The sequence below is a fragment of the Streptomyces sp. NPDC097595 genome (assembly GCF_044761525.1).
Taxonomy (GTDB): domain Bacteria; phylum Actinomycetota; class Actinomycetes; order Streptomycetales; family Streptomycetaceae; genus Streptomyces; species Streptomyces drozdowiczii_A.
In genome coordinates this window covers 72,463-94,010 of record NZ_JBIWCN010000016.1, presented here as the reverse complement: position 1 = coordinate 94,010, position 21,548 = coordinate 72,463, and the positions used below count along the sequence as shown (strand labels likewise).

Here is a 21,548-nt window from a genome sequence, read left to right as displayed (position 1 = left end):
GGACGCGAGCGGGGGCCGGGTCAGTAGTTGGACAGGCGGCGCGGGCCGAGGTCGTTCCGGGCCGGGGGCGGCGAGAGGCGGACGCTCGCCCCGAGCACCGAGAGGCCCTGCGGGGCGACCACGACCGGTTCCAGGGCGATGGAGACCACCTCGGGGTGGTCGTCGACCAGCCGGGAGACCCGCAGCAGCAGCTCTTCGAGCGCGGCGGTGTCCACCGGCGCGGCACCGCGCCAGCCGAACAGGACGGGGGCCGCGCGGATGGACCGGATCAGCTCGGCGGCGTCGCGGTCGGTGGCCGGGACCAGGCGGTGGGCGGTGTCGCCGAGCAGCTCGGAGGGCGCCCCGGCGAGGCCGAAGGAGAGCACGGCGCCGGCGGCCGGGTCGATGGTGGCCCGGACGACGGTGTCGACGCCGCGCGGCGCCATGGCCTGGACGACGGGCCGCAGCTCCGCCGGCTTGCCGAGCAGTTCGGTGAGGTCGCCGTACGCGCGGCGCAGGGCCGCCTCGCTGTCGAGGTCCAGGCGTACGCCGCCGAGGTCGGCCCGGTGGCGCAGATGGGGCGCGGTCGTCTTGAGGGCCACCGGGTAACCGAGCCGGGCGGCGGCGGCCACCGCCTCCTCCGGGCCGGGGGCGGGCAGCGTGGGGCGTACGGCGATGCCGTAGCAGGCGAGCAGTTCGCGGGCCTCGTCGTGGCCGAGCGGCACGCCGCGCGGGTCGGGGTCGTCACCGAGCAGGGCGTCGATGCGGGCGGCGGCGCCCTGGGTGTCGATGGTGTCGTCGAGGAAGTCGGGCACCTTGCCGGGCACGGCCGCCTGGCGCCGCCACTGCGCGTACCGCACGGCCTCGGCGAGCGCCCGCACGGCGCGCTCGGCGGCGGGGTAGGCGGGGATGCGGCCGGTACGGGGGGCGCCCTGGGAGGCGCCGGGGGGCTCGGGGGCGCCGTCCGTGGCAGCGGGCTGTGCGGTGCCGGAGGGCGGGGTGGGGGGCCGGGGGGCGGGGTCCGTGGGTGCGGGAGGGGCCGGAGCGGGGGTGGCCGTGGCTGCGGGGGGCGTGGTGCCGGGGGCTGCGGGGGACATGATGCCGGCGCCCCTGGCTGCGGGCGGCGTGATGCCGGGGGCTGTGGTGCTCGGCGGTTCGGTGGGCGACCCCGTCGCGGGGGACCCCGTCGCACCCTGCGCCGCCGCCAACGGCTGCGCGGCCGTGCGCTGCTGCGCCACCGTGCTGGTGGCGGCCGCCAGCGCCTCCGCCAGGCCGCCGATCTCGACGTGGACCACGGCGACCGGCTTGGCGGGACCGGCGGCGGCCGCCGCGTGCAGCGCGGTGGCCAGGACCTCACCGTCGCCCGACTCCGCCTCGCCGTTCTCGCCGACCCAGGGGATCGCCGTGACGATCACGGCATCGCACGCCCCGTCGGCCAGCGCCGCCGACAGCGCGTCCCGGAAGTCCTGCGGGGTGGCGGAGGTGGTGAGGTCGATGGGCGGGCGCGGGCGGAGCCCCTCGGCCAGGCACGCGTCGTACGTGAGCAGCCCCAGGGACTCCGAGTTGCCGAGGATCGCGACGCGTCCGCCCGCCGGGAGCGGCTGGTCGGCGAGGAGCAGCCCGGCGTCAACCATCTCCGTGACCGTGTCGACGCGGATGACGCCCGCCTGCCGCATAAGCGCGGAGACCGTGGAGTCGGGGATGCGGCTGACCGGGACGGCGTGGCCGGGCGGGGTGGAGCCGCTGTGCCGGGCGCCCTTGACGACGACCACCGGCTTCACGGCGGCGGTACGGCGGGCGAGGCGGGTGAACTTGCGGGGGTTGCCCAGCGACTCCAGGTAGAGCAGGGCGACATCGGTGTCCGGGTCCTCGTACCAGTACTGAAGGAAGTCGTTGCCGGAGATGTCGGCGCGGTTGCCGGCCGAGATGAAGGTGGAGAGGCCCGCGCCGCGCCGGTAGAGCCCGGAGAGCAGGGCGATGCCGATGGCGCCGGACTGGGTGAACAGGCCGATGCGCCCGGAGGCGGGCCGGTCCGGGGCGAGCGAGGCGTTGAGCCGGACCGCCTCGGAGTTGTTGATGATGCCGAACGCGTTGGGCCCGATGATCCGCATGCCGTACGAACGGGCCTGGCGCACCAGTTCCCGCTGGCGCTCGCGGCCCTCGGCGCCCCACTCGGCGTAACCGGCCGAGAGGACCACCAGCCCCTGGACGCCGTGTTCGCCGCAGTCCGCGACGGCCTCCGGGACCCGGCCGGCGGGCACGGCGACGACCGCGAGGTCGACCGGCTCGCCGATCTCGCCGAGGGAGCGGTGCGCGGGGACCCCGTCGATGGTGTCCTGTCCGGCGTCGAAGGCGCTGTTGACCGCGTGGACGCGGCCGGTGAAGCCCGCGCCGAGCAGGTTGCGCAGGACGGTGCGGCCGACGCCGCCGGGGGTGCGGCCGACGCCGATGACGGCGACGGAGCCGGGGGCGAGCAGCCGCTGCACGGACCTAGCCTCGGCGCGCTGTTCGCGGGCGCGCTGGACGGCGAGGGATTCGGCGGTGGGTTCGAGGTCGAGGGTGAGGTGGACGGAGCCGTCCTCGAAGCTGCGCTGCTGGGTGTATCCGGCGTCCCGGAACACCTTGATCATCTTGGTGTTGGCGGGCAGTACCTCCGCGGCGAAGCGCCGGATGCCGCGTTCGCGGGCGACGGCCGCGATGTGTTCGAGCAGGGTCGAGGCCACGCCCCGGCCCTGGTGGGCGTCCTGGACGAGGAAGGCGACCTCGGCCTCATCGGCGGGGGCCGAGGCGGGGCGGCCGGTCGCGTCGATCCGGTCGTAGCGGACGGTGGCGATGAATTCGCCGCCCACCGTGACGGCCAGACCCACCCTGTCGACGTAGTCGTGATGGGTGAAGCGGTGGACGTCCTTGGCGGAGAGCCGGGGGTAGGGCGCGAAGAAGCGGTAGTACTTCGACTCGTCGGAAACCTGCTCGTAGAAGCTGACCAGACGCTCGGCGTCGTCCGTGGTGATCGGCCTGATCCGCGCGGTGCCGCCGTCGCGGAGCACCACGTCCGCCTCCCAGTGATCGGGGTAGGCGTGATGCGGACTCTGCTCCGGAGAGGGCTGCATGGGGAAAGCCTACGGCTGTCGCACGGGTCGCGGGGGTGCTGGGGCCGGGGCAGTCTGAGGTCTCCGGACGACCGTGGGCGCGGCACCCGGGAGGTCCCGCGGGTCTGCCCGGAGCATCGCGCACCACATGAGACACTGGTCTAGACAACCGTTGATTCTTGAAGGGCAGAACCATGGCTGAGCGCCGCGTAAACGTCGGTTGGGCCGAGGGCCTGCACGCCCGCCCCGCTTCCATCTTCGTCCGTGCCGCCACGGCCTCCGGCGTTCCCGTCACCATCGCCAAGGCGGACGGCAACCCGGTGAACGCGGCCTCCATGCTCGCGGTGCTCGGTCTCGGCGCCCAGGGTGGCGAGGAGATCGTGCTCGCGTCCGACGCGGACAACGCCGAGGCCGCCCTGGACCGCCTGGCGAAGCTGGTCGCCGAGGGCCTTGAGGAGCTTCCGGAGACCGTCTGAGCCCGAGCGGCCGACACTGCCGAAATTCTTACGGGAAAGCCGCGGCCCCCTGCATGGGGTGCCGCGGCTTTTGCGTGCGCGGGCCGAGGCCGTGACGGCGCGGACCGAATGGGCGGACACGGACCGAATAGGCGGGCGACGCCTTTTCCGATTTTTTACGTGCCTTTCTTTATTTGTACGCGCCCTTTGTTAATTCCGGCCGCTCGCGGTGTTTACGGCAGGTTGCGAAGCCCTCACACGGCCGGCCCGGGGAACGGTGGCGGGGCGGGCGGCGCGGCGGAGCCGGTGCGCGGCGCCGTGGCGTTCGGCGAGCTGCGCGGCCAGGACCCGCGCCCGCTCCGCGTCCCCGCGCGCCACTGCGTCCACCAGGGCTCCGTGCTCGGCCCAGGCTTCGGCCGGGCGGGCCGGCTGCTCGACCGCGTACATCCAGGCGATCTTGTGGCGGAGCTGGGTGAGCAGCGCGATCAGGCCGGGGCTGCCGGACGCCTGGGCCAGCGTCTCGTGGAACCAGCCGGCCAGGGAGCGCAGGTCCTCGCCCTCGCCCCGGCGGGCCCGCTCCTGACCGAGCCTGACCAGGCCGCGCAACACCTTGAGGTGGGCCTCCGTCCGGCGCTGGGCCGCGCGGGCGGCGCTCAGCGGTTCCAGGAGCATGCGGACCTCAAGGAGGTCGGCGGCCTCCTGCTCCGAGGGCTCGGCGACGCAGGCTCCGGCGTGTCTCCGGGTGACGACGAAGCCCTCCGACTCCAGGGTGCGCAGCGCTTCCCGTACGGGGACGCGGGAAACCCCGTAACGCCGCGCGAGCACCTCCTCGGTGAGCCGGCTGCCGCGTTCGAAGACACCGGAGACGATGTCGTCACGGATTGCCGTGCATACCGAATGCGCCGGAACACGCATGTCCGAACCTCCGCCTCAATCCCCGCGAACAGCGGCCGATCGACACCTCTGCCGTGACTCTATTGCAATGCGCTCGCATTTCCGATGCCGGGCGGGAATTCATGAATATCTTTTGGTCTCAGCCGGGCGCCGGGATCGTGTGCGGGGAGGTGCGGGAACGGCGAAGGCCCCGGCGGGATGCCGGGGCCTTCGGTGGGGAGCCGGTGACCGGTCAGACGTTGACGCCGTGGGCGCGCAGGTAGGCGACCGGGTCCATGTCGGAGCCGTAGGAGGGCGTGGTGCGGGCCTCGAAGTGGAGGTGCGGGCCGGTGGAGTTGCCGGTCGAGCCGGAGAGTCCGATCTGCCCGCCGGCCGCGACGCTCTGGCCGACGGAGACGCCGATCGAGGAGAGGTGGCCGTACTGGGTGTACGTACCGTCCGTCATCCGGAGCACGATGTTGTTGCCGTACGCTCCGCCCCAGCCGGCCTCCACGACCGTGCCGGCGCCGACGGCGACGACGGAGCTGCCGGACGCGGCGTGGAAGTCGATGCCGGAGTGGCTGCCGGAGGACCAGAGCGAGCCACTGGACTTGTAGCCGGTGGTCACGTACGAGCCGGCGACAGGCAGCTGGTAGGACGAGCCGAGCGCGGTGCGGGCGGTCGAGCGGCCGGCGCGGGCGGACGCCTCGCGGGCGGCCTTGGCCTTCGCCTTGGCCGCTTCCTTGGCCTTGGCGGCCTTCTCAGCAGCCTTCTTCTTCGCGGCCTCGGCCTTCTTCTTGGCCGCGGCCTTCGCCTTGGCCGCCGCCTTCTTCTCGGCGACCTCGGCCTGGTGCTGCTGCGCGGCGGCCTGGGCGTCGATCCGGTCGGCGAGGGTGTTCTCGATGGCGAGGAGCTGGGAGAGGCCGGTCTCGGTGGCGGCCGGGGCCGTCCCGGTGTCGGCGGCGAGGGCCGGGGAGGCCAGGGAGCCGATGACACCGCCGGCGGCGAGCGTCGCGACGCCGACGGCCTTGGCGCCGGCGCGCGTCAGGCGGCTCGGGGCACGGTGCTTCCCGGTGGCACGGGTGAACGCCATGGGGTGGCTGGTCCTTTCCTTCCTTCTCGCCTACCGGGTTAGCAGGGGGCACCCCCTGGCCCTTGAGGCCTTGGGGGAGGGTTCGGAGCAGGAAGGTCTCCTACGGACGTCTGGCCCCTGACGGAGCGCGGGCATCCGATTCACCCCAGGGACGGTGGGTCCCCGGCTCCCCAGGCTCGCGCCTGACGGGGACTCGGCGATGGCTGCCCGGTACGTCACGGATGCGCGTACGAGTGGCGGACAGCGGACCCGACGCTAAGCGGGTGGACTTCCCGCCACCAAACGGACACCGGGCTTTGTAGCGCATCCCACAGGGCAAATCGACATTCTTACTCCTGTAGGGCGTGAAAGCGAAGAAAAGGAACGAATTGCACGGGGAGGGTCCGGCGCGACCGTGCGCCGGACCCTCCCTGTTGCCCGTTCAGCGGGCTGGGCGACGGGTCAGCCCGTGACGACCGACACCTCTCCGATGCCGAGCGCCCTGACCGGCTCCTCGATGCGCGAGGCGTCACCGACCAGGACCGTGACCAGCCGGTCCACCGGGAAGGCGCTGACCACGGCCGCGGTCGCCTCCACCGTGCCGGTCTCGGCGAGGCGGGCGTACAGCGTCGCCTGGTAGTCGTCCGGGAGGTGCTGCTCGACCTGGTCGGCGAGGGTGCTCGCTACTGAGGCCGCCGTCTCGAACTTCAGCGGCGCGACGCCCACGAGGTTCTGCACGGCCGTCTCGCGCTCGGCGTCCGTCAGGCCCTCGGCGGCCAGCGTCCGCAGGACCTTCCACAGGTCGTCCAGCGCCGGTCCGGTGGACTCGGTGTCCACGGAACCGCTGATGGCGAGCATCGCGGCGCCCGTCGCACCCGAGACGGAGTCGGCGGCGCCGGAGCGGAGCACCTGGGCGAAGGCCCGCACGCCGTAGGTGTATCCCTTCTCCTCGCGCAGCACCCGGTCGAGCCGGGAGGTCAGCGTGCCGCCCAGGCAGTAGGTGCCGAGGACCTGGGCGGGCCACACGCTGTCGTGGCGGTCGGCGCCGATGCGGCCGATCAGCAGCTGGGTCTGGACCGCCCCGGGGCGGTCCACGATGATCACCCGGCCGGTGTCGTCGGCCGTGATCGGCGGGACGGGGCGGGGTTCGGCGGTGTTCCCCGACCAGTCGCCGAGGGTCTCGGCGAGCAGCGCGTCCAGGTCGATGCCGGTGAGGTCGCCGACGACCACGGCGGTCGCGGTGGAGGGGCGGATGTGCGCGTCGTAGAAGGCACGCACGGCCGCGGCGTCGATCCGCTCGATGGTCTCCTCGGTGCCCAGGCGCGGACGCGACATGCGGGCCGTGGCCGGGAAGAGCTCCTTGGAGAGCTGCTTGGCCGCGCGGCGGGCCGGGTTGGCCTGCTCGTGCGGGATCTCGTCCAGCCGGTTGCTCACCAGGCGCTCGATCTCGCTGTCGTCGAAGGCCGGCGCCCGCAGCGCCTCGGCGACCAGGCCGAGCGCCTTGGCCAGGCGGGAGACCGGGACCTCCAGGGAGACCCTGACGCCCGGGTGGTCGGCATGGGCGTCGAAGGTGGCGCCGCACCGCTCCAGCTCGGCGGCGAACTCCTCGGCGCTCTGCTTGTCGGTGCCCTCGGACAGGGCGCGCGACATGATCGTGGCCACGCCGTCGAGACCCTCGGGCTCGGCGTCCAGGGGGGCGGCGAGGAAGACCTCGACGGCGACGACCTGCTGGCCGGGGCGGTGGCAGCGCAGGACGGTGAGGCCGTTGGGCAGGGAGCCGCGCTCGGGTGCGGGGAAGGCCCACGGCCGGGCCTCGCCGGGAACGGGCTGGGGGTGGAACTGCATCGAAACTTCAGTCGCGGCAGCGTCGGTCACTGGTCCGCCCCTTCGTGCGCGTCGGTGTCGGTGGCGGCGTCGGCCTCTTCGTCGGCCTCGGCGGGCTCGACCGGTTCGTAGACCAGGACCGCCCGGTTGTCGGGCCGCAGCTGCGCCTGCGCGGCGGCCTTGACCTCCTCGGCCGTGACGTCGAGCACCCGGTTCACGGCGGACAGCGCGAGCTGCGGGTCGCCGAACAGCACGGCATACCGGCACAGTTCGTCGGCGCGGCCCGCGACCGTACCGAGGCGGTCCAGCCATTCGCGCTCCAACTGGGCCTGGGCGCGCTCCATCTCCTCGGCCGTCGGGCCCTCCTCGGCGAACCGGGCCAGTTCCTCGTCGACTGCGGCCTCGATCTCCGAGACCTCGACGCCGCCGGACGTCTTGACGTCCAGCCAGCCCAGGGAGGGCGCGCCGGCGAGCCGGAGCAGTCCGAACCCGGCGGCCACGGCCGTACGGTCACGCCGGACCAGGCGGTTGTGCAGCCGGGAGGACTCGCCGCCGCCGAGCACGGTCAGGGCGAGGTCCGCGGCGTCGCACTCGCGGGTGCCGTCGTGGGGCAGCCGGTACGCGGCCATCAGGGCGCGCGCCGGAACCTCCTCGCGTACCTCCTCGCGCAGCTGGCCGCCCATGATCGTGGGCAGCGAGCCGTCGCGCGGCGGCTGCTTGCCGTCGTGGGAGGGGATGGAGCCGAAGTACTTCTCGATCCAGGCGAGGGTCTGCTCGGGGTCGATGTCGCCGACGACCGACAGCACCGCGTTGTTCGGCGCGTAGTACGTACGGAAGAAGGCGCGGGCGTCCTCCAGGGTGGCCGCGTCCAGGTCGGCCATGGAGCCGATCGGGGTGTGGTGGTACGGGTGGCCCTCGGGGTAGGCCAGTGCGGTCAGCCGCTCGAACGCGGTGCCGTACGGGACGTTGTCGTAGCGCTGGCGGCGCTCGTTCTTGACGACGTCGCGCTGGTTCTCCATGGACTCCTCGTCGAGCGCGGCGAGCAGTGAGCCCATCCGGTCGGCTTCGAGCCACAGGGCCAGCTCCAGCTGGTGCGTGGGCATCGTCTCGAAGTAGTTGGTCCGCTCGAAACTGGTGGTGCCGTTGAGCGAGCCGCCGGCGCCCTGCACCAGCTCGAAGTGTCCGTTCCCCTTGACCTGGCCGGAGCCCTGGAACATCAGGTGCTCGAAGAGGTGGGCCAGGCCCGTACGGCCCTTGACCTCGTGGCGCGAGCCGACGTCGTACCAGAGGCACACCGCCGCGACCGGGGTCAGATGGTCCTCGGAGAGCACCACGCGCAGGCCGTTGGCCAGACGGTGCTCGGTCGCTGTCAAGCCGCCGGAGCCGGCCTGGGCTGTGGCCGTGTGACCCATGGGCATGTACGTCCCTTCGATCGCGCTACTGGATGTCCATATGAAGAAGCCGCTGCGGGAGGCTGCTTCGAAAGGTTGCTTCAAGACACCCGCCACTGTATGCAAGCGAACCGGCACCTGCCGAAGTTCCCGTGCGGCGAAGCTGCGAGCGAAATTCCCCGGAAGGTGGTCCTCCGCCGCCTCGGGACGGACGGCGCGGGGCCTTTGGGACGGGTCGAGGTCGGGGTTGTCAGTGCGGCGGTCCACAATGGACCGCGTCAGAACCTGAGGGAACCTGAGGTTGCCCGCTCGAAATCCGTGAAGGAGTCGCAGCAGCGATGGCCCGCCGCAGCACGAAGACCCCGCCGCCGGTCGACTTCGAGGAGAAGATCCTCGACATCGACGTCGTCGACGAAATGCAGGGCTCCTTCCTCGAGTACGCGTACTCGGTGATCTACTCACGCGCCCTCCCGGACGCCCGTGACGGCATGAAGCCGGTGCACCGCCGCATCGTGTACCAGATGAACGAGATGGGCCTGCGCCCGGACCGCGGCTTCGTGAAGTGCGCCCGGGTCGTCGGCGAGGTCATGGGCAAGCTGCACCCGCACGGCGACGCGTCGATCTACGACGCGCTGGTGCGCATGGCCCAGCCGTTCTCCATGCGCCTCCCCCTGGTCGACGGGCACGGGAACTTCGGCTCCCTGGGCAACGACGACCCGCCCGCCGCCATGCGGTACACCGAGTGCCGGATGGCCGACGCGACCTCGCTGATGACGGAGTCGATCGACGAGGAGACGGTCGCCTTCCAGTCGAACTACGACGGTCAGGAGCAGGAGCCGGTCGTCCTCCCGGCGGCCTACCCCAACCTCCTGGTCAACGGCACGACCGGGATCGCGGTCGGCATGGCGACCAACATGCCGCCGCACAACCTGGGCGAGGTCATCGCCGCGGCCCGGCATCTGATCAAGCATCCGGGCGCGGACCTGGAGACGCTGATGCGTTTCGTCCCCGGTCCCGACCTGCCGACGGGCGGGCGGATCGTGGGCCTCGGCGGCATCAAGGACGCCTACGCCAACGGCCGCGGCTCGTTCAAGATCCGTGCCACGGTCGCCGTGGAGAACGTCACGCCGCGCCGCAAGGGCCTCGTCGTCACCGAACTGCCCTTCACCGTCGGCCCCGAGAAGGTCATCTCCAAGATCAAGGACCTGGTCTCGGCGAAGAAGCTCCAGGGCATCGCGGACGTCAAGGACCTCACGGACCGCTCGCACGGCCTGCGTCTGGTCATCGAGATCAAGAACGGCTTCGTGCCGGAGGCGGTGCTGGAACAGCTCTACAAGCTGACGCCGATGGAGGAGTCCTTCGGCATCAACAACGTGGCACTGGTCGACGGCCAGCCGCTCACGCTGGGGCTGAAGGAGCTGCTGGAGGTCTATCTCGACCACCGCTTCGACGTGGTGCGCCGGCGCAGCGAGTTCCGCCGGACCAAGCGCCGCAACCGGCTGCATCTGGTCGAGGGCCTGCTCGTCGCGCTGGTCGACATCGACGAGGTCATCCGGCTCATCCGGTCCAGCGACAACTCGGCGCAGGCGAAGGAGCGGCTCATGGAGCGCTTCTCGCTGAGCGAAATCCAGACGCAGTACATCCTGGACACGCCGCTGCGCCGGCTCACCCGGTTCGACCGGATCGAGCTGGAGAGCGAGCGGGACCGGCTGGACGCCGAGATCGCCGAGCTGACGACGATCCTGGAATCGGACACCGAGCTGCGCAAGCTGGTCTCCGCGGAACTGGCCGCGGTCGCGAAGAAGTTCGGCACGGCCCGGCGTACGGTGCTGCTGGAGTCGGCCGGTTCGCAGGTCGCTTCGGTGCCGCTGGAGGTGGCGGACGACCCGTGCCGGGTGCTGCTGTCCTCGACGGGCCTGCTGGCGCGTACGGCCAACGACGAGCCGATCGTCGTCGGCGAGGGCGCCAAGCGGTCCAAGCACGATGTGATCGTCTCGGCGGTGGCGGCGACGGCCCGCGGTGACATCGGCGTGGTGACGTCCGGCGGGCGGCTGCTGCGGCTCGCGGTGATCGATCTCCCCCAGCTGCCGGACACGCACGCGGCGCCCAATCTGTCGGGCGGGGCGACGGTCGGCGAGTTCCTCACGCTGGAGGCGGACGAGGACGTCGTCTGCCTCACCACGCTCGACGAGTCGTCACCGGGTCTCGCCATCGGCACGCTCCAGGGCGTCGTCAAGCGCGTGGTGCCGGACTACCCGGCCAACAAGGACGAGCTGGAGGTCATCACCCTCAAGGACGGTGACCGGATCGTCGGCGCGATGGAACTGCGGACGGGTGAGGAGGACCTGGTCTTCATCACGTCGGACGCGCAGCTCCTGCGCTACCCGGCCGCGCAGGTGCGCCCGCAGGGGCGGCCGGCCGGCGGCATGGCGGGCGTCAAGCTGGGGGCGGGTGCCAGGGTGCTCTCGTTCGCCGCGGTGGACCCGGCGGCGGACGGCGCGGTGTTCACGGTCGCCGGTTCGCACGGCACGCTGGACGACTCGGTCCTGACCTGCAAGCTCACCCCGTTCGACCAGTATCCGCGCAAGGGCCGGGCGACCGGCGGGGTGCGCTGCCAGCGGTTCCTGAAGGGCGAGGACGTGCTGGTGTTCGCGTGGGCGGGCGCGCTGCCGGCCAGGGCGGCGCAGAAGAACGGCGCTCCGGCCTCGCTGCCCGAGCCCGATCCGCGGCGCGACGGTTCGGGGACGCCGCTGGAGAGCCCGGTCGCGGTGATCGCCGGCCCGGCGTAGGCCGTCCGGCCCGGCGGCGAAGCGCTCTACGCGTCGTCGTCGCCGGGCTGTTGTACGTAACGCAGGACGCCCCACATGGCTCGCTCATGTACGGCGTCCTGCCGCGTTTCCGCGGCCGGGTCCTCCGTAACCCCGCAGCTCTCCAGTTCTTGGCGCACGGCCGGTGCGTCGATGCCGGAACCGATCAGGACGAGCTGGGTCCGCTTCGGTTCGCCACGCGTCAAGGGCCTGGGGGTGAACCGCAGGAACCTGCCGACGGCGTGCACACCGTAGACGTTTCCGGGATCACCCGCGCCGAAGTCGACGTACCCCTTGATGCGGTACAGCCCCTCGGGCCGTGAGTCGAGAAACCGCATCAGCCGGCGAGGGTCCATCGGCACGTCGAAATCGAAGTCGACGCTCTCGTACGCGGCGTGCAGATGGCCCCCGTGCCCATCGCCGTCCTCCGCCGCACGCTCCTCCAGGTAGAGGTCCTCGAAGGTGAGCTGACGGGCCTTCTCCTCGGCCTCGGGCCGCAGCGCCGGGTCGAAGAGCAGCTCGGGGTCGATGCGCCCGTACGTGGCCGGGACGATCGCCGCCGTGCTCCCGGTCTCCGCGACGGCCTTCCGGACGCGGGCACACTCCTCGTCCCCGGCCCGGTCCGTCTTGTTGAGCACGACGAGATCGGCCACCGCGAGATGGCGGCCGATCTCCGGATGGCGCTCCCGGGTCGCCTCGAACTCGGCTGCGTCGACCACCTCCACCAGTCCCCCGTACACGATGTGCGGGTTGTCGCTGGCGAGGATCATGCGGACGAGCTCCTGCGGCTCGGCGAGGCCGCTCGCCTCGATGACGATGACGTCGAGCCGGGCGGAGGGCCGGGTCAGGGTCTCCAGATAGGTGTCCAGTTCGCTCACGTCGACCGCGCAGCACAGACAGCCGCCGCCCAGCGACACGGTGGACCCGACCTGCCCGGAGACCGTCATGGCGTCGATCTCGATGGACCCGAAGTCGTTGACGATCACGCCGATCCGGTTGCCCGCGCGGTGCAGCAGGAGGTGGTTGAGCAGCGTCGTCTTGCCGGATCCCAGGAATCCCGCGAGGACGATGACCGGGATACGGGGGCGGTGGGGCGACGACGAGCTCAACGGGGGCCTTCCTGCGGGGTCAGACTGCCGGGACCGGCTGGGGCGGCGGCGGACCGACGTAGCGGGCCGCCGGGCGGATGATCTTGGAGTCCTCCGCCTGCTCCAGGATATTGGCGCTCCAGCCCACGACCCGCGCCGTGCAGAAGGTGGGCGTGAACATCGCGCGCGGCAGTCCGCAGAGCTCCATGACCACCCCGGCGTAGAACTCCACGTTGGTGTGCAGTTCGCGTCCGGGCTTCAGCTCGGCGAGGATCGCCTCGACCTGCCGTTCCACCTCGACGGCGAAGTCCACGAGCGGGCCGCCGAAACCCTGGGCGATGGACCGCAACATGCGCGAGCGGGGGTCCTCGGTGCGGTAGACCGGGTGGCCGAAGCCCATGATCCGGTCGCCGGCGAGGACGCGTTCGCGGATCCAGCCGTCGATGCGGTCGGGGGTGCCGATCGCGTCGAGCGTGTCCAGGGCGCGGCTGGGGGCGCCGCCGTGCAGGGGGCCGGAGAGGGCTCCGACGGCGGCCACCAGGCAGGCGGCGACATCCGCTCCGGTCGAGGCGACGACCCGTCCGGTGAACGTCGAGGCGTTGAAGCCGTGGTCCACGGTGGAGATCAGATACTGCTCGACCGCCCTGGCCCGGTCCTCGTCCGGGACGGAACCGGTGAGCATGTACAGGTAGTTGGCCGCGTGCGGCAGGTCGGCGCGCGGCTCGACGGGTTCGAGGCCCTGGCCGAGGCGGTGCAGCGCGGTCAGCACGGTGGGGACGGCGGCGCAGACGGCCAGCGCGTCGGCCCGGCGCCGGTCCGCGTCGATGTCGTACACCGGTCGGAAGCCGGCCGACGCGCCGAGCAGGGACAGCGCCGTGCGCAGCCCGGACAGCGGGCCGGACACCGCGCTCGCACGCGCTATGGCGGGCAGCGCCTCGCGTACGGCGTCGGGCAGTACGCGCAGGGCGGCCGTGCGGGCGGCGAAGTCGGCGCGGGCGGCCGGGCCGGGCAGCTCGCCCTCGGTCATGAGGTACCAGACGTCCTCGAAGCTACGGGCCTGCGCCAGCTCGACCGCCGAGTACTGGCGGTAGTGGTAGAAGCCCTCACGGCCCCGGACGTCCCCGAGCGCCGTATCGGTCACGACGACACCCGCGAGACCTCGGGGGACGTCGAGCGGTGTTGCGCCGGTCATGGTCGTCATTGCTTCCTCCGTGGACAGTCGGGTGACTCCTTGGTATTGATTTGACTGTCCATGCATGACTAGATTTCTGTCAATGTTGATTGAATCAATACGTACGCATGGATACCGGGGACGCCATATGGATACGGTGGCGGCATGACGGAGCGAGCAGAGGCGGACGGACAGCGGCTTACGACGCGGGAAACCGCCGAGCGTCTGGGAGTGAAGCCCGAGACGGTGTACGCGTACGTCAGCCGGGGCCAGCTGAGCAGCAGCCGGATACCGGGCGGTCGCGGCAGTACGTTCGACGCGGCGGAGGTCGACGCGCTGGCCCGGCGAACGGGGCGCAGGGAGACGGCCCCCGCCACGGGCGAGCCGGCCGTCCGCACCGGCATCACCCTGATCGCCGACAACCGCTACTACTTCCGGGGCGTGGACGCGACGGAGCTGGCCGCGCGCTATGCGTACGAGGAGGTCGCCGAGTGGCTGTGGACCGGTGAGCTGCGACCGGGCGTCCGCTTCACGGCCCCGGAGCAGGCGATGGCGGCGGCCCGGCAGGCGGTCGGTGCGCTGCCGGTGCACTGCGGACCCACGGACCGGCTCCGGGTGGCGGTGGTGGCCGCCGCTGCCGCCGACCCGCTGCGCTTCGACCTGTCGCGCGAGACCGCGCTCGGCGGCGCGCGCAGCCTGATCCCGACGCTGGTCGCGGCGCTGCCGGCGGCGGGCGGCCGCGAGCACGACGCGAGGGATCCGGCCGGACCCGCCACGTCTTCCGGTCTGGCTGCCCAACTGTGGCCGAAACTCACCGCTCGCCGGCCCGACGAACCGTCACTCGCCGCGCTGAACACCGCGCTTGCGCTGCTGATCGACCACGATCTGGCCGCTTCGACGCTGGCAGCCAGGGTCGCCGCATCGGCCCGGGCCCATCCGTACGCGGTGGTGTCGGCGGGACTCGGCGTGCTGGAAGGCCCCTTGCACGGAGCGGCGAGCGGGCTGGCCCATCGCATGCTGGCCGAGGTCCTGGAGCGCGGTGGCGCGGCGCCCGTGGTGGCGGACCATCTGAGGGCCGGCCGCCGGGTGCCCGGACTCGGGCACCGGCTGTACACGGGCGAGGACCCTCGCGCCCGTACGCTGTTCGGCCTGCTCGAACGCGTGCCGCAGGCCGGACCGGCGCTGGCCGCCGCCCAGAACGTGGTCGCCACCACCGCACGGGACGTCCCTCTGCACGCCAACGTCGACCTGGCGCTGGCCGTGCTCTCGGTCGCCTCGGGCATGCCCGCGGAGGCCGGGGAGACGGTGTTCGCGATCTCCCGTACGGCGGGCTGGATCGCGCATGCGCTGGAGGAGTACGAGGAACGCCCGCTGCGGATGCGCCCCAGCGGGCACTACACGGGTCCCCGGCCGCCCCAGCCGCTCCCGTCCCCGTAAGCACGCAATTGACAGCTTCGGGGGTGCAAAATCCCGACGGTCAGCGGGCAGCCGTACGCGGGGGCTGGGCCGTGGAACCCCGGACGACCAGCTCCGGCTCGAAGAGGAGCTCGTCCGACGGCACCGCGCGACCGCCGATCTGCACGGAGAGCAGTTCCACGGCCGCACGTCCCATCGCCTCGATCGGCTGGCGGACGGTGGTGAGGGGGGGCTCGGTGCAGTTCATGAAGGCCGAGTCGTCGTATCCCACGACGGACACGTCGTCGGGCACCGACAGACCCCGCCGACGCGCCGCGCGCACGGCCCCGAGGGCCAGCGGGTCGCTGGCGCAGATGAAGCCGGTGACGCCCTCGTCCAGCAGCCGCGCGGCGGCGGCCTGTCCGCCCTCCAGCGAGAACATCGCCCGGCTCACCCACTCGTCCGGGATGGTCGCGCCGGACTCCTCCGCGAGCGCGCGGGCGGCGGCCAGCTTGCGCTGCGAGGGCATGTGGTCGGAGGGGCCGAGCACCAGGCCGATGCGCTCGTGGCCCAGCGACACCAGATGCCGCCACGCCTGCTCGACGGCCACGGAGTCGTCGCAGGAGACGCAGGGGAAGCCGAGATGGGCGATGGCCGCGTTGATCAGAACGACGGGGATCTTGCGGTCGGCCAGCACCTTGTAGTGGTCGTGCGGGGCGTCGGCCTGGGCATAGAGACCACCGGCGAAGACCACACCGGAGACCTGCTGCTGCAGAAGCAGTTCGACGTAGTCGGCCTCGGAGACGCCCCCCTTGGTCTGGGTGCAGAGGACCGGCGTGAGGCCCTGCTGGGCGAGCGCACCGCCGACGACCTCGGCGAAGGCGGGGAAGATCGGGTTCTGCAGTTCGGGCAGGACGAGGCCGACCAGCCGGGCCCGTTCACCGCGCAGCTGGGTCGGGCGCTCGTAACCGAGGACGTCCAGCGCGGAGAGGACGGCCTGCCGCGTGGCGTCGGAAACGCCCGGCTTGCCGTTGAGTACCCGGCTGACCGTGGCCTCGCTGACTCCAACCTTCTGTGCCACCTGAGCAAGTCGTCGCGTCATACGCGCAAGATTAGCGCAAGAAACGCAAGCAGATTGCGTGGGGTCGGAATCAGAGACGAATTTCAGCAAGTCCCTGCGGGCCGCTCCCCCTCCGCTCCCTCACCGGCGCCACCGTACCCGTCACCGCCCGGCCCAGGCACCCCTCGGGTGATGAGTCGAGCCGCCCCTACTCTCAAAGACATGAACGAGTTCGAGGGAGGCGACGGCCGGCACCTGTCCCTGACCAACGGCGGTACGGCGGTGTTCGTGGACGTACTCACGCTCGCCGTCTCGGAGCTGGCCCGGGAGCCCTGGGATTTCCGCTTCGCCGCCCTCCTGACGCTCCAGAACCAGAACGTGATGGGGCGCGGGGCGGTCGGCTTCGATCTGGGGGAGCTGGACTGGGGCGACTCGCCGCAGGAGGCCGCCGCGGCCAAGGACTTCCTGCTGCGCGTCCTCGATCTGGCCCTGACCCGTCACCGGTGGGACGAGCTGACCTACGAACCGCCCCGGGTCGAGGACTACTTGCGCGCCTACCGGGCGATGGTGGAGGACTTCGACCCCGCCACGGCGGAGGCCGGCGAGGACGTCCTGCCGGGACCGCAGGAGGCCGCGAGGGCCTCCTGCGTACGTCACCGGGTGCTGAACGGGCTGCCGTTCTGGGAGGAGTGCGTGTTCTGCACGGATGGCGTCTGACCGTGTGCCCGGCGCTCAGACCGCCCCGGCCCCGGTCATCGCACGCACCTCGATCTCCGCGTGCTTGGCCGCGTCCGGTGGCTCGTTCGCGGTGACGGTCCCGATCCAGCCGGCGAGGAAGCCCAGCGGGATGGAGACCAGGCCGGGGTTCTCCAGCGGGAAGACCTGGAAGTCGGCACCGGGGAAGAGCGCGCTGGGACTGCCTGAAACGACCGGGGACAGCACCACGAGCAGCACGGCCGGGATCAGCCCGCCGTAGACGGACCAGACCGCCCCGCGCGTGGTGAAGTTCCGCCAGAACAGCGAGTAGAGCAGGACCGGGAGGTTGGCCGACGCGGCGACGGCGAAGGCGAGCCCCACCAGGAAGGCGACGTTGAGATCCTGGGCGAGCAGGCCCAGCCCGATGGCGGCCACGCCGATGCCTGCCGCCGCCACCCGGGCGACGGCCACCTCGCTGCGCTGCTTGGCGCCGGGCCGCTTGAGCGAGGCGTAGAGATCGTGGGCGACGGATGCCGACGAGGCGAGGGTGATCCCGGCGACGACGGCCAGAATGGTCGCGAAGGCGACGGCCGCGACCACGGCGAACAGGATCGTCCCTCCGGTGGAGCCCTCGCCCCCGCCCAGCGCCATGGCCAACAGCGGCACAGCCGTGTTCCCCGCGGCATTCGACTCCCGTACGTCGGCCGAGCCGACCAGCGCGGCGGCCCCGAATCCCAGCACGATGGTCATCAGGTAGAAGCTGCCGATGAGGCCGATGGACCAGACGACGGACCGGCGGGCGGCGCGAGCGGTGGGGACGGTGTAGAAGCGGGACAGGATGTGCGGCAGCCCCGCCGTGCCAAGCACCAGGGCGAGCCCGAGGCTGATGAAGTCGATGCGCGCCGTCCAGCTCCCGCCGTACCGGAGGCCGGGCGAGAGGAAGTCCTTGCCGTACCCGCTGCGGTCGGCGGCGGAGTTGAGCAACGCGTTGAAGTTCCCGTGGAAGTGGACCAGCACGAGCACGGTGAGCACCACGGTGCCCGCCATCAGCAGAACGGCCTTGACGATCTGGATCCAGGTGGTGGCACGCATCCCGCCGAGCGAGACGTACACGACCATGAGCGCCCCGACGCCGACGACGGTCCAGGAACGCGCGGCACCGCTCGTACCGCCGAGAAGCAGCGCCACGAGACTGCCGGCGCCGACCATCTGCGCCACCAGATAGAGCACGGACACGGTGACCGAGGAGGTCCCCGCGGCGATGCGGACCGGGCGCTCCGCCATCCGGGCCGCGACCACGTCGGCGAGGGTGAACCGCCCGCAGTTGCGCACGAGTTCGGCGACGAGCAGCAGAACGACGAGCCAGGCGACCAGGAAGCCGACCGAGTACAGCATGCCGTCGTAGCCGAAGAGAGCGATCAGCCCGGAGATGCCCAGGAAGGACGCGGCGGACATGTAGTCGCCCGCGATGGCGAAACCGTTCTCCATGGGCGAGAACAGTCGGCCGCCCGCGTAGAACTCCTCCGCCGAGCCGTGCCTGTTACGGCTCACCCAGGTGGTGATGCCCAGGGTGACCGCGATGAAGGCGCTGAACAGCAGCAGCGCCAGGGTCTGGTGGTCGCCGCTCAACGCCCGGCCCCCCGTGTCATCTCCTGCGTCTCCCACCGGAGATCGAGCGCGGCCCGGTCCCTGCGCAGCCGCGCGTGCCGTGCGTACGCCCCCGTGAGCAGGAACGTCGTCAGGAACTGGCCGAGCCCCACCACCATCGCCACATTGACCGCCCCGGCCACCGGCCGCGCCATCAGCCCGGGCGCGGTGACCGCCGTGACGACATAGGCGAGGTACCAGACGAAGAAGGCCGTGGTGGCGGGTACGACGAAGCGCCGGTAGCGGCGTCGCACCTCCTGGAACGCCTCGCTGCGCTGCACCTCCAGATAGATGTCGGCCGCGCTGTGGCCACCGCGCGGTGCGGCCGGTCCGGGCACCACGGCGGGCGTGGAGCCGGCCGCGCCGTCCGACTCCCCCCACCCGGAGGTGTGCGCGTCGTCCCACGGGTCGTCGAGCCGCATCGCCGCGGACTCGCGCCCTGCTTCCTTCTCCACCGAACAACTCCCCTTGTCCACGGACCACTTCGGCCGCATATCCAAGAATGGGCAGATCGGGAAGATCCAGGGCACTTCATTCGTGAGACTTCACCTCTTCAGGTGAAGGATCTCCCGGGTGGGCGCACCATCCCCCGCATGTACGCATAGCGCACCGCCTGAGCCCGGTCGCGCAGGCCCGCCTTGGCGAAGAGGTTGTTGATGTGGCTCTTCACCGTGGCCTGCGAGATGTGGAGGGCGCGCGCGATGTCCGCGTTGGACATCCCCTCGGCGATCAGGACCAGCACCTCGGCCTCCCGGGGAGTCATCCCGTCCGGCGGCTCCGGCTCACCACCGCCACCGGTCTGCAGCGGCCCCTGGGTCACCTGCTCCAGGAGCCGCCGCTGCACCGTCGGCGAGAGCCCCGCCTCACCCGAGAGCACGGCGTGGACGGCCCTCACGATCTCGTCGCCCCCGGCGTCCTTGGTGAGGTATCCCCGCGCGCCCGCCCTGAGCGCGGGGAACAGGGAGTCGTCGTCCGCGAAGGTCGTGAGCACCACGACCTGCGTGCCGGGGAACTCCTCACGGATGCGCCGGGTCGCCTCCACCCCGTCGCAGCGGGGCATCCGCAGATCCATCAGCACCACGTCCGGCGCGTGCTCGGCCACCTGCGCGACCGCTTCCTCCCCGTCCTTCGCCGATCCGACCACCTCGATGCCGGGCAGCAGGCCGAGCAGCATGACGATGCCTTCCCGTACCACCGCCTGGTCGTCGGCCACCACCACCCGCGCTGTCACGCGGGCACCCGCAGACTCACCACGAACCCCTCCTTGCCCGGGCCTGCCTCCAGCGTGCCGCCCAGCAACTCGGCGCGCTCCCGCATCCCGAGCAGACCGTATCCGGAACCGCTGACGGCCAGGTCCCCTTCCGGACTCCGCCCTCCCGAGTCCTTGACCTCCAGCACGACGAAGTCGGGCTGGTACTCCAGCCGGAGCTGCACCCTGGCCCCGGGCGCGTGCTTGCGCACATTGGTCAGGGCCTCCTGCGCCACCCGGCGGACCGCCTGCGACGCCTGGGCGGTCAGCGCGCGCCGCTCCCCCTCGACCCTGACCTCGGCCGGCTCAGCCGTCACCAGCTGCCGCAGGAAGTCCTCCACCGGTGACACCTCGCCCCGTAGCGCGGAGAGCGCCTGGCGGGTCTCGGAGAGGCCCTCGCGGGCCATCGAGCGGGCGGCGACCACCCGTTGCAGGACCTGATCCCGGAACTGCCCGGCGGGCTCTCTCTCGATCAGCAGGCGCGCGGCCTCCAGATGCACCAGCTGCGCGGAGAGGCTGTGGGCCAGCACGTCGTGGATCTCCCGGGCGATCCTGGAACGCTCGTCCAGCGCGGCCCTCTCCGCCTCCGCGACCCGGGCCGCCCGTTCCTGGGCGAGCAGCCGCTGCGCACTGCCCCGGGCCTCGGCGTCCAGCCGGAGCACATATCCGGCGAGGCAGAGGCCGACCGTGGTCGCGGCGGTGGTCAACCAGTCGTCGGTGTCGACCACCACGTAGGCGCCGAGGGCCACCGCTGTGGCCGGCGCTCCCGCCGCCAAGGGCAGCCGTTCCAGAGCGGTGACGGCGCAGGCGCACCAGAGCACCGTCGCAGGCACCGTCGCCCCCGCCTGTCCCGCCCCGAATCCGGCCAGAATGAGCATCCCGAGCAGACCGAGTGACGGCCACAGGCGGTTGTCGAGACTGGTCCGGAAGAAGGCGACACCGAGCAGTGCGCAGACGAGCACACCGATCAGCCCGACGACGATCTCCCAGGGCCCGAACAGCCCGTTGGTGAAGGTCCCCCACAGCATCAGAGTGAGCAGGCTGGTCCGCACGGACCAGCCGATCACTCTGCGCGGGCGGCTACGGGTTTCCCGGGCGAGTGCCTCCCTCGACGGCCAGCTCGTCCAGGCATCGGGTGTCACACGCGGTCCTTCCACTCCTGCCGCACCTCGGCGCCGACGACGGGCCCTCCGTGCGGCCCGGATATCGCTGCGGCCCGGCGTGCCAGCAGCCCCTGCCGTATCAGCAGAGTCGCCGCGAGAGCAGCCATCAGGGCGGGGCTGCCCTGATGCACGCCCAGCACCACCGCGACGCCGTACAGAGCCGCCCGCAGGGCCAGTCCGCCGACCCAGACCAGAGCCGTGGCCTTGGTCCCCTTGCTCCACAGGGAGCCGTCCTCGGCACGCCAGACCCGAGATGTCCACGCCCACCCAGCACCCGTGACCAGACCGACGAGAAGCTCGGCGCCCAGGACGACGGCCGAGGTTATCCGATGGTGGGGGTCGAGAAGTCCGGGCTCCCTCAGAGCCATGAAGCACAGGACGCCGGGGAGCACCCACCAGCGCCGGTCGCCGGAGATCCGTTGCGCCGAGCACTGGCGGACCACGACGAGGACGATGACCGCGATGATCACCAAGGTGTTGACGAGCCCGGACATGAGCGCCTCCGAGATGCGAGAAGTTCTGCGTCTCCGAAGCTACGGAAAAGCCCGGCCCAGCAGATCGGCTCCCGGGTGGATCATGGGTGGAGATG

At 71.8% G+C, this 21,548-nt stretch carries 17 protein-coding genes; 4 read left to right on the top strand and 13 right to left on the bottom strand.

Features of this window, described 5'->3' with window-relative positions:
* Positions 1-20: 20 nt before the first annotated feature.
* Positions 21-3,089 carry a GNAT family N-acetyltransferase gene (locus tag ACIQZN_RS23915; RefSeq protein WP_403997364.1) on the bottom strand — a complete coding sequence of 1,023 codons (3,069 nt, stop codon included), beginning with the start codon at positions 3,087-3,089 and terminating at the stop codon, positions 21-23.
* Between the two features lie 173 nt (positions 3,090-3,262).
* Between ACIQZN_RS23915 and ACIQZN_RS23910 the strand changes: the two genes are divergently transcribed.
* On the top strand, positions 3,263-3,544 hold the full coding sequence (locus ACIQZN_RS23910; RefSeq protein ID WP_018105371.1) for an HPr family phosphocarrier protein: 282 nt from the start codon (positions 3,263-3,265) through the stop codon (positions 3,542-3,544).
* Positions 3,545-3,733: 189 nt separating this feature from the next.
* On the opposite strand, the gene ACIQZN_RS23905 is transcribed toward ACIQZN_RS23910, so the two are convergent.
* The 4 genes from ACIQZN_RS23905 to ACIQZN_RS23890 all read right to left on the bottom strand — a co-directional run bounded on the left by ACIQZN_RS23905 (position 3,734) and on the right by ACIQZN_RS23890 (position 8,710).
* Positions 3,734-4,438, bottom strand: a complete 705-nt coding sequence (locus ACIQZN_RS23905) for a GntR family transcriptional regulator (RefSeq protein ID WP_403997361.1) — start codon at positions 4,436-4,438, stop codon at positions 3,734-3,736.
* 211 nt (positions 4,439-4,649) lie between these two features.
* Complete coding sequence (locus ACIQZN_RS23900; protein WP_403997358.1) at positions 4,650-5,489, bottom strand: M23 family metallopeptidase; 840 nt, start codon at positions 5,487-5,489, stop codon at positions 4,650-4,652.
* Between the two features lie 441 nt (positions 5,490-5,930).
* A complete protein-coding gene (locus ACIQZN_RS23895; RefSeq protein ID WP_403997611.1) occupies positions 5,931-7,313 on the bottom strand; it encodes a M16 family metallopeptidase in 1,383 nt (460 codons plus the stop codon).
* A 26-nt stretch (positions 7,314-7,339) separates the two neighbouring features.
* Positions 7,340-8,710 carry a M16 family metallopeptidase gene (locus ACIQZN_RS23890; RefSeq protein ID WP_403997356.1) on the bottom strand — a complete coding sequence of 457 codons (1,371 nt, stop codon included), beginning with the start codon at positions 8,708-8,710 and terminating at the stop codon, positions 7,340-7,342.
* 311 nt (positions 8,711-9,021) lie between these two features.
* On the opposite strand from ACIQZN_RS23890, the gene ACIQZN_RS23885 reads away from it, so the two are divergent.
* Complete coding sequence (locus tag ACIQZN_RS23885) at positions 9,022-11,472, top strand: DNA topoisomerase (ATP-hydrolyzing) subunit A (protein WP_403997353.1); 2,451 nt, start codon at positions 9,022-9,024, stop codon at positions 11,470-11,472.
* A gap of 26 nt (positions 11,473-11,498) precedes the next feature.
* On the opposite strand, the gene ACIQZN_RS23880 is transcribed toward ACIQZN_RS23885, so the two are convergent.
* Positions 11,499-12,599 carry a CobW family GTP-binding protein gene (locus ACIQZN_RS23880; RefSeq protein ID WP_403997350.1) on the bottom strand — a complete coding sequence of 367 codons (1,101 nt, stop codon included), beginning with the start codon at positions 12,597-12,599 and terminating at the stop codon, positions 11,499-11,501.
* Positions 12,600-12,618: 19 nt separating this feature from the next.
* Complete coding sequence (locus ACIQZN_RS23875) at positions 12,619-13,779, bottom strand: citrate synthase/methylcitrate synthase (protein WP_403997347.1); 1,161 nt, start codon at positions 13,777-13,779, stop codon at positions 12,619-12,621.
* Positions 13,780-13,914: 135 nt separating this feature from the next.
* Here ACIQZN_RS23875 and ACIQZN_RS23870 point away from each other — a divergent pair, with 135 nt between their 5' ends.
* Positions 13,915-15,186 carry a citrate synthase gene (locus tag ACIQZN_RS23870; protein ID WP_403997345.1) on the top strand — a complete coding sequence of 424 codons (1,272 nt, stop codon included), beginning with the start codon at positions 13,915-13,917 and terminating at the stop codon, positions 15,184-15,186.
* 40 nt (positions 15,187-15,226) lie between these two features.
* Here the strand turns inward: ACIQZN_RS23870 and ACIQZN_RS23865 are convergent, their stop codons facing one another.
* A complete protein-coding gene (locus ACIQZN_RS23865; RefSeq protein WP_403997342.1) occupies positions 15,227-16,246 on the bottom strand; it encodes a LacI family DNA-binding transcriptional regulator in 1,020 nt (339 codons plus the stop codon).
* Positions 16,247-16,426: 180 nt separating this feature from the next.
* On the opposite strand from ACIQZN_RS23865, the gene ACIQZN_RS23860 reads away from it, so the two are divergent.
* Positions 16,427-16,921, top strand: coding sequence for a hypothetical protein (locus ACIQZN_RS23860; protein WP_403997339.1), 495 nt, complete (start codon positions 16,427-16,429; stop codon positions 16,919-16,921).
* A gap of 15 nt (positions 16,922-16,936) precedes the next feature.
* Here ACIQZN_RS23860 and ACIQZN_RS23855 read toward each other — a convergent pair whose 3' ends face one another.
* The 5 genes from ACIQZN_RS23855 to ACIQZN_RS23835 form a co-directional block, all read right to left on the bottom strand.
* On the bottom strand, positions 16,937-18,529 hold the full coding sequence (locus ACIQZN_RS23855) for a cation acetate symporter (RefSeq protein ID WP_403997337.1): 1,593 nt from the start codon (positions 18,527-18,529) through the stop codon (positions 16,937-16,939).
* Positions 18,526-18,969: a DUF485 domain-containing protein gene (locus tag ACIQZN_RS23850; RefSeq protein ID WP_403997608.1), complete on the bottom strand. Its 444-nt coding sequence runs from the start codon at positions 18,967-18,969 to the stop codon at positions 18,526-18,528. Before ACIQZN_RS23850 ends, ACIQZN_RS23855 begins: the two co-directional genes overlap by 4 nt.
* A gap of 131 nt (positions 18,970-19,100) precedes the next feature.
* Entirely contained in the window at positions 19,101-19,778 is a 678-nt protein-coding gene (locus ACIQZN_RS23845) for a response regulator (protein WP_403997335.1), read from the bottom strand.
* Positions 19,775-20,938 (bottom strand): sensor histidine kinase, encoded by a 1,164-nt coding sequence (locus ACIQZN_RS23840; protein WP_403997333.1) that lies wholly within the window; start codon positions 20,936-20,938, stop codon positions 19,775-19,777. The genes ACIQZN_RS23845 and ACIQZN_RS23840 overlap by 4 nt, the downstream gene beginning before the upstream one ends.
* On the bottom strand, positions 20,935-21,453 hold the full coding sequence (locus ACIQZN_RS23835) for a DUF1453 domain-containing protein (protein ID WP_403997331.1): 519 nt from the start codon (positions 21,451-21,453) through the stop codon (positions 20,935-20,937). The genes ACIQZN_RS23840 and ACIQZN_RS23835 overlap by 4 nt, the downstream gene beginning before the upstream one ends.
* Positions 21,454-21,548: the final 95 nt, after the last annotated feature.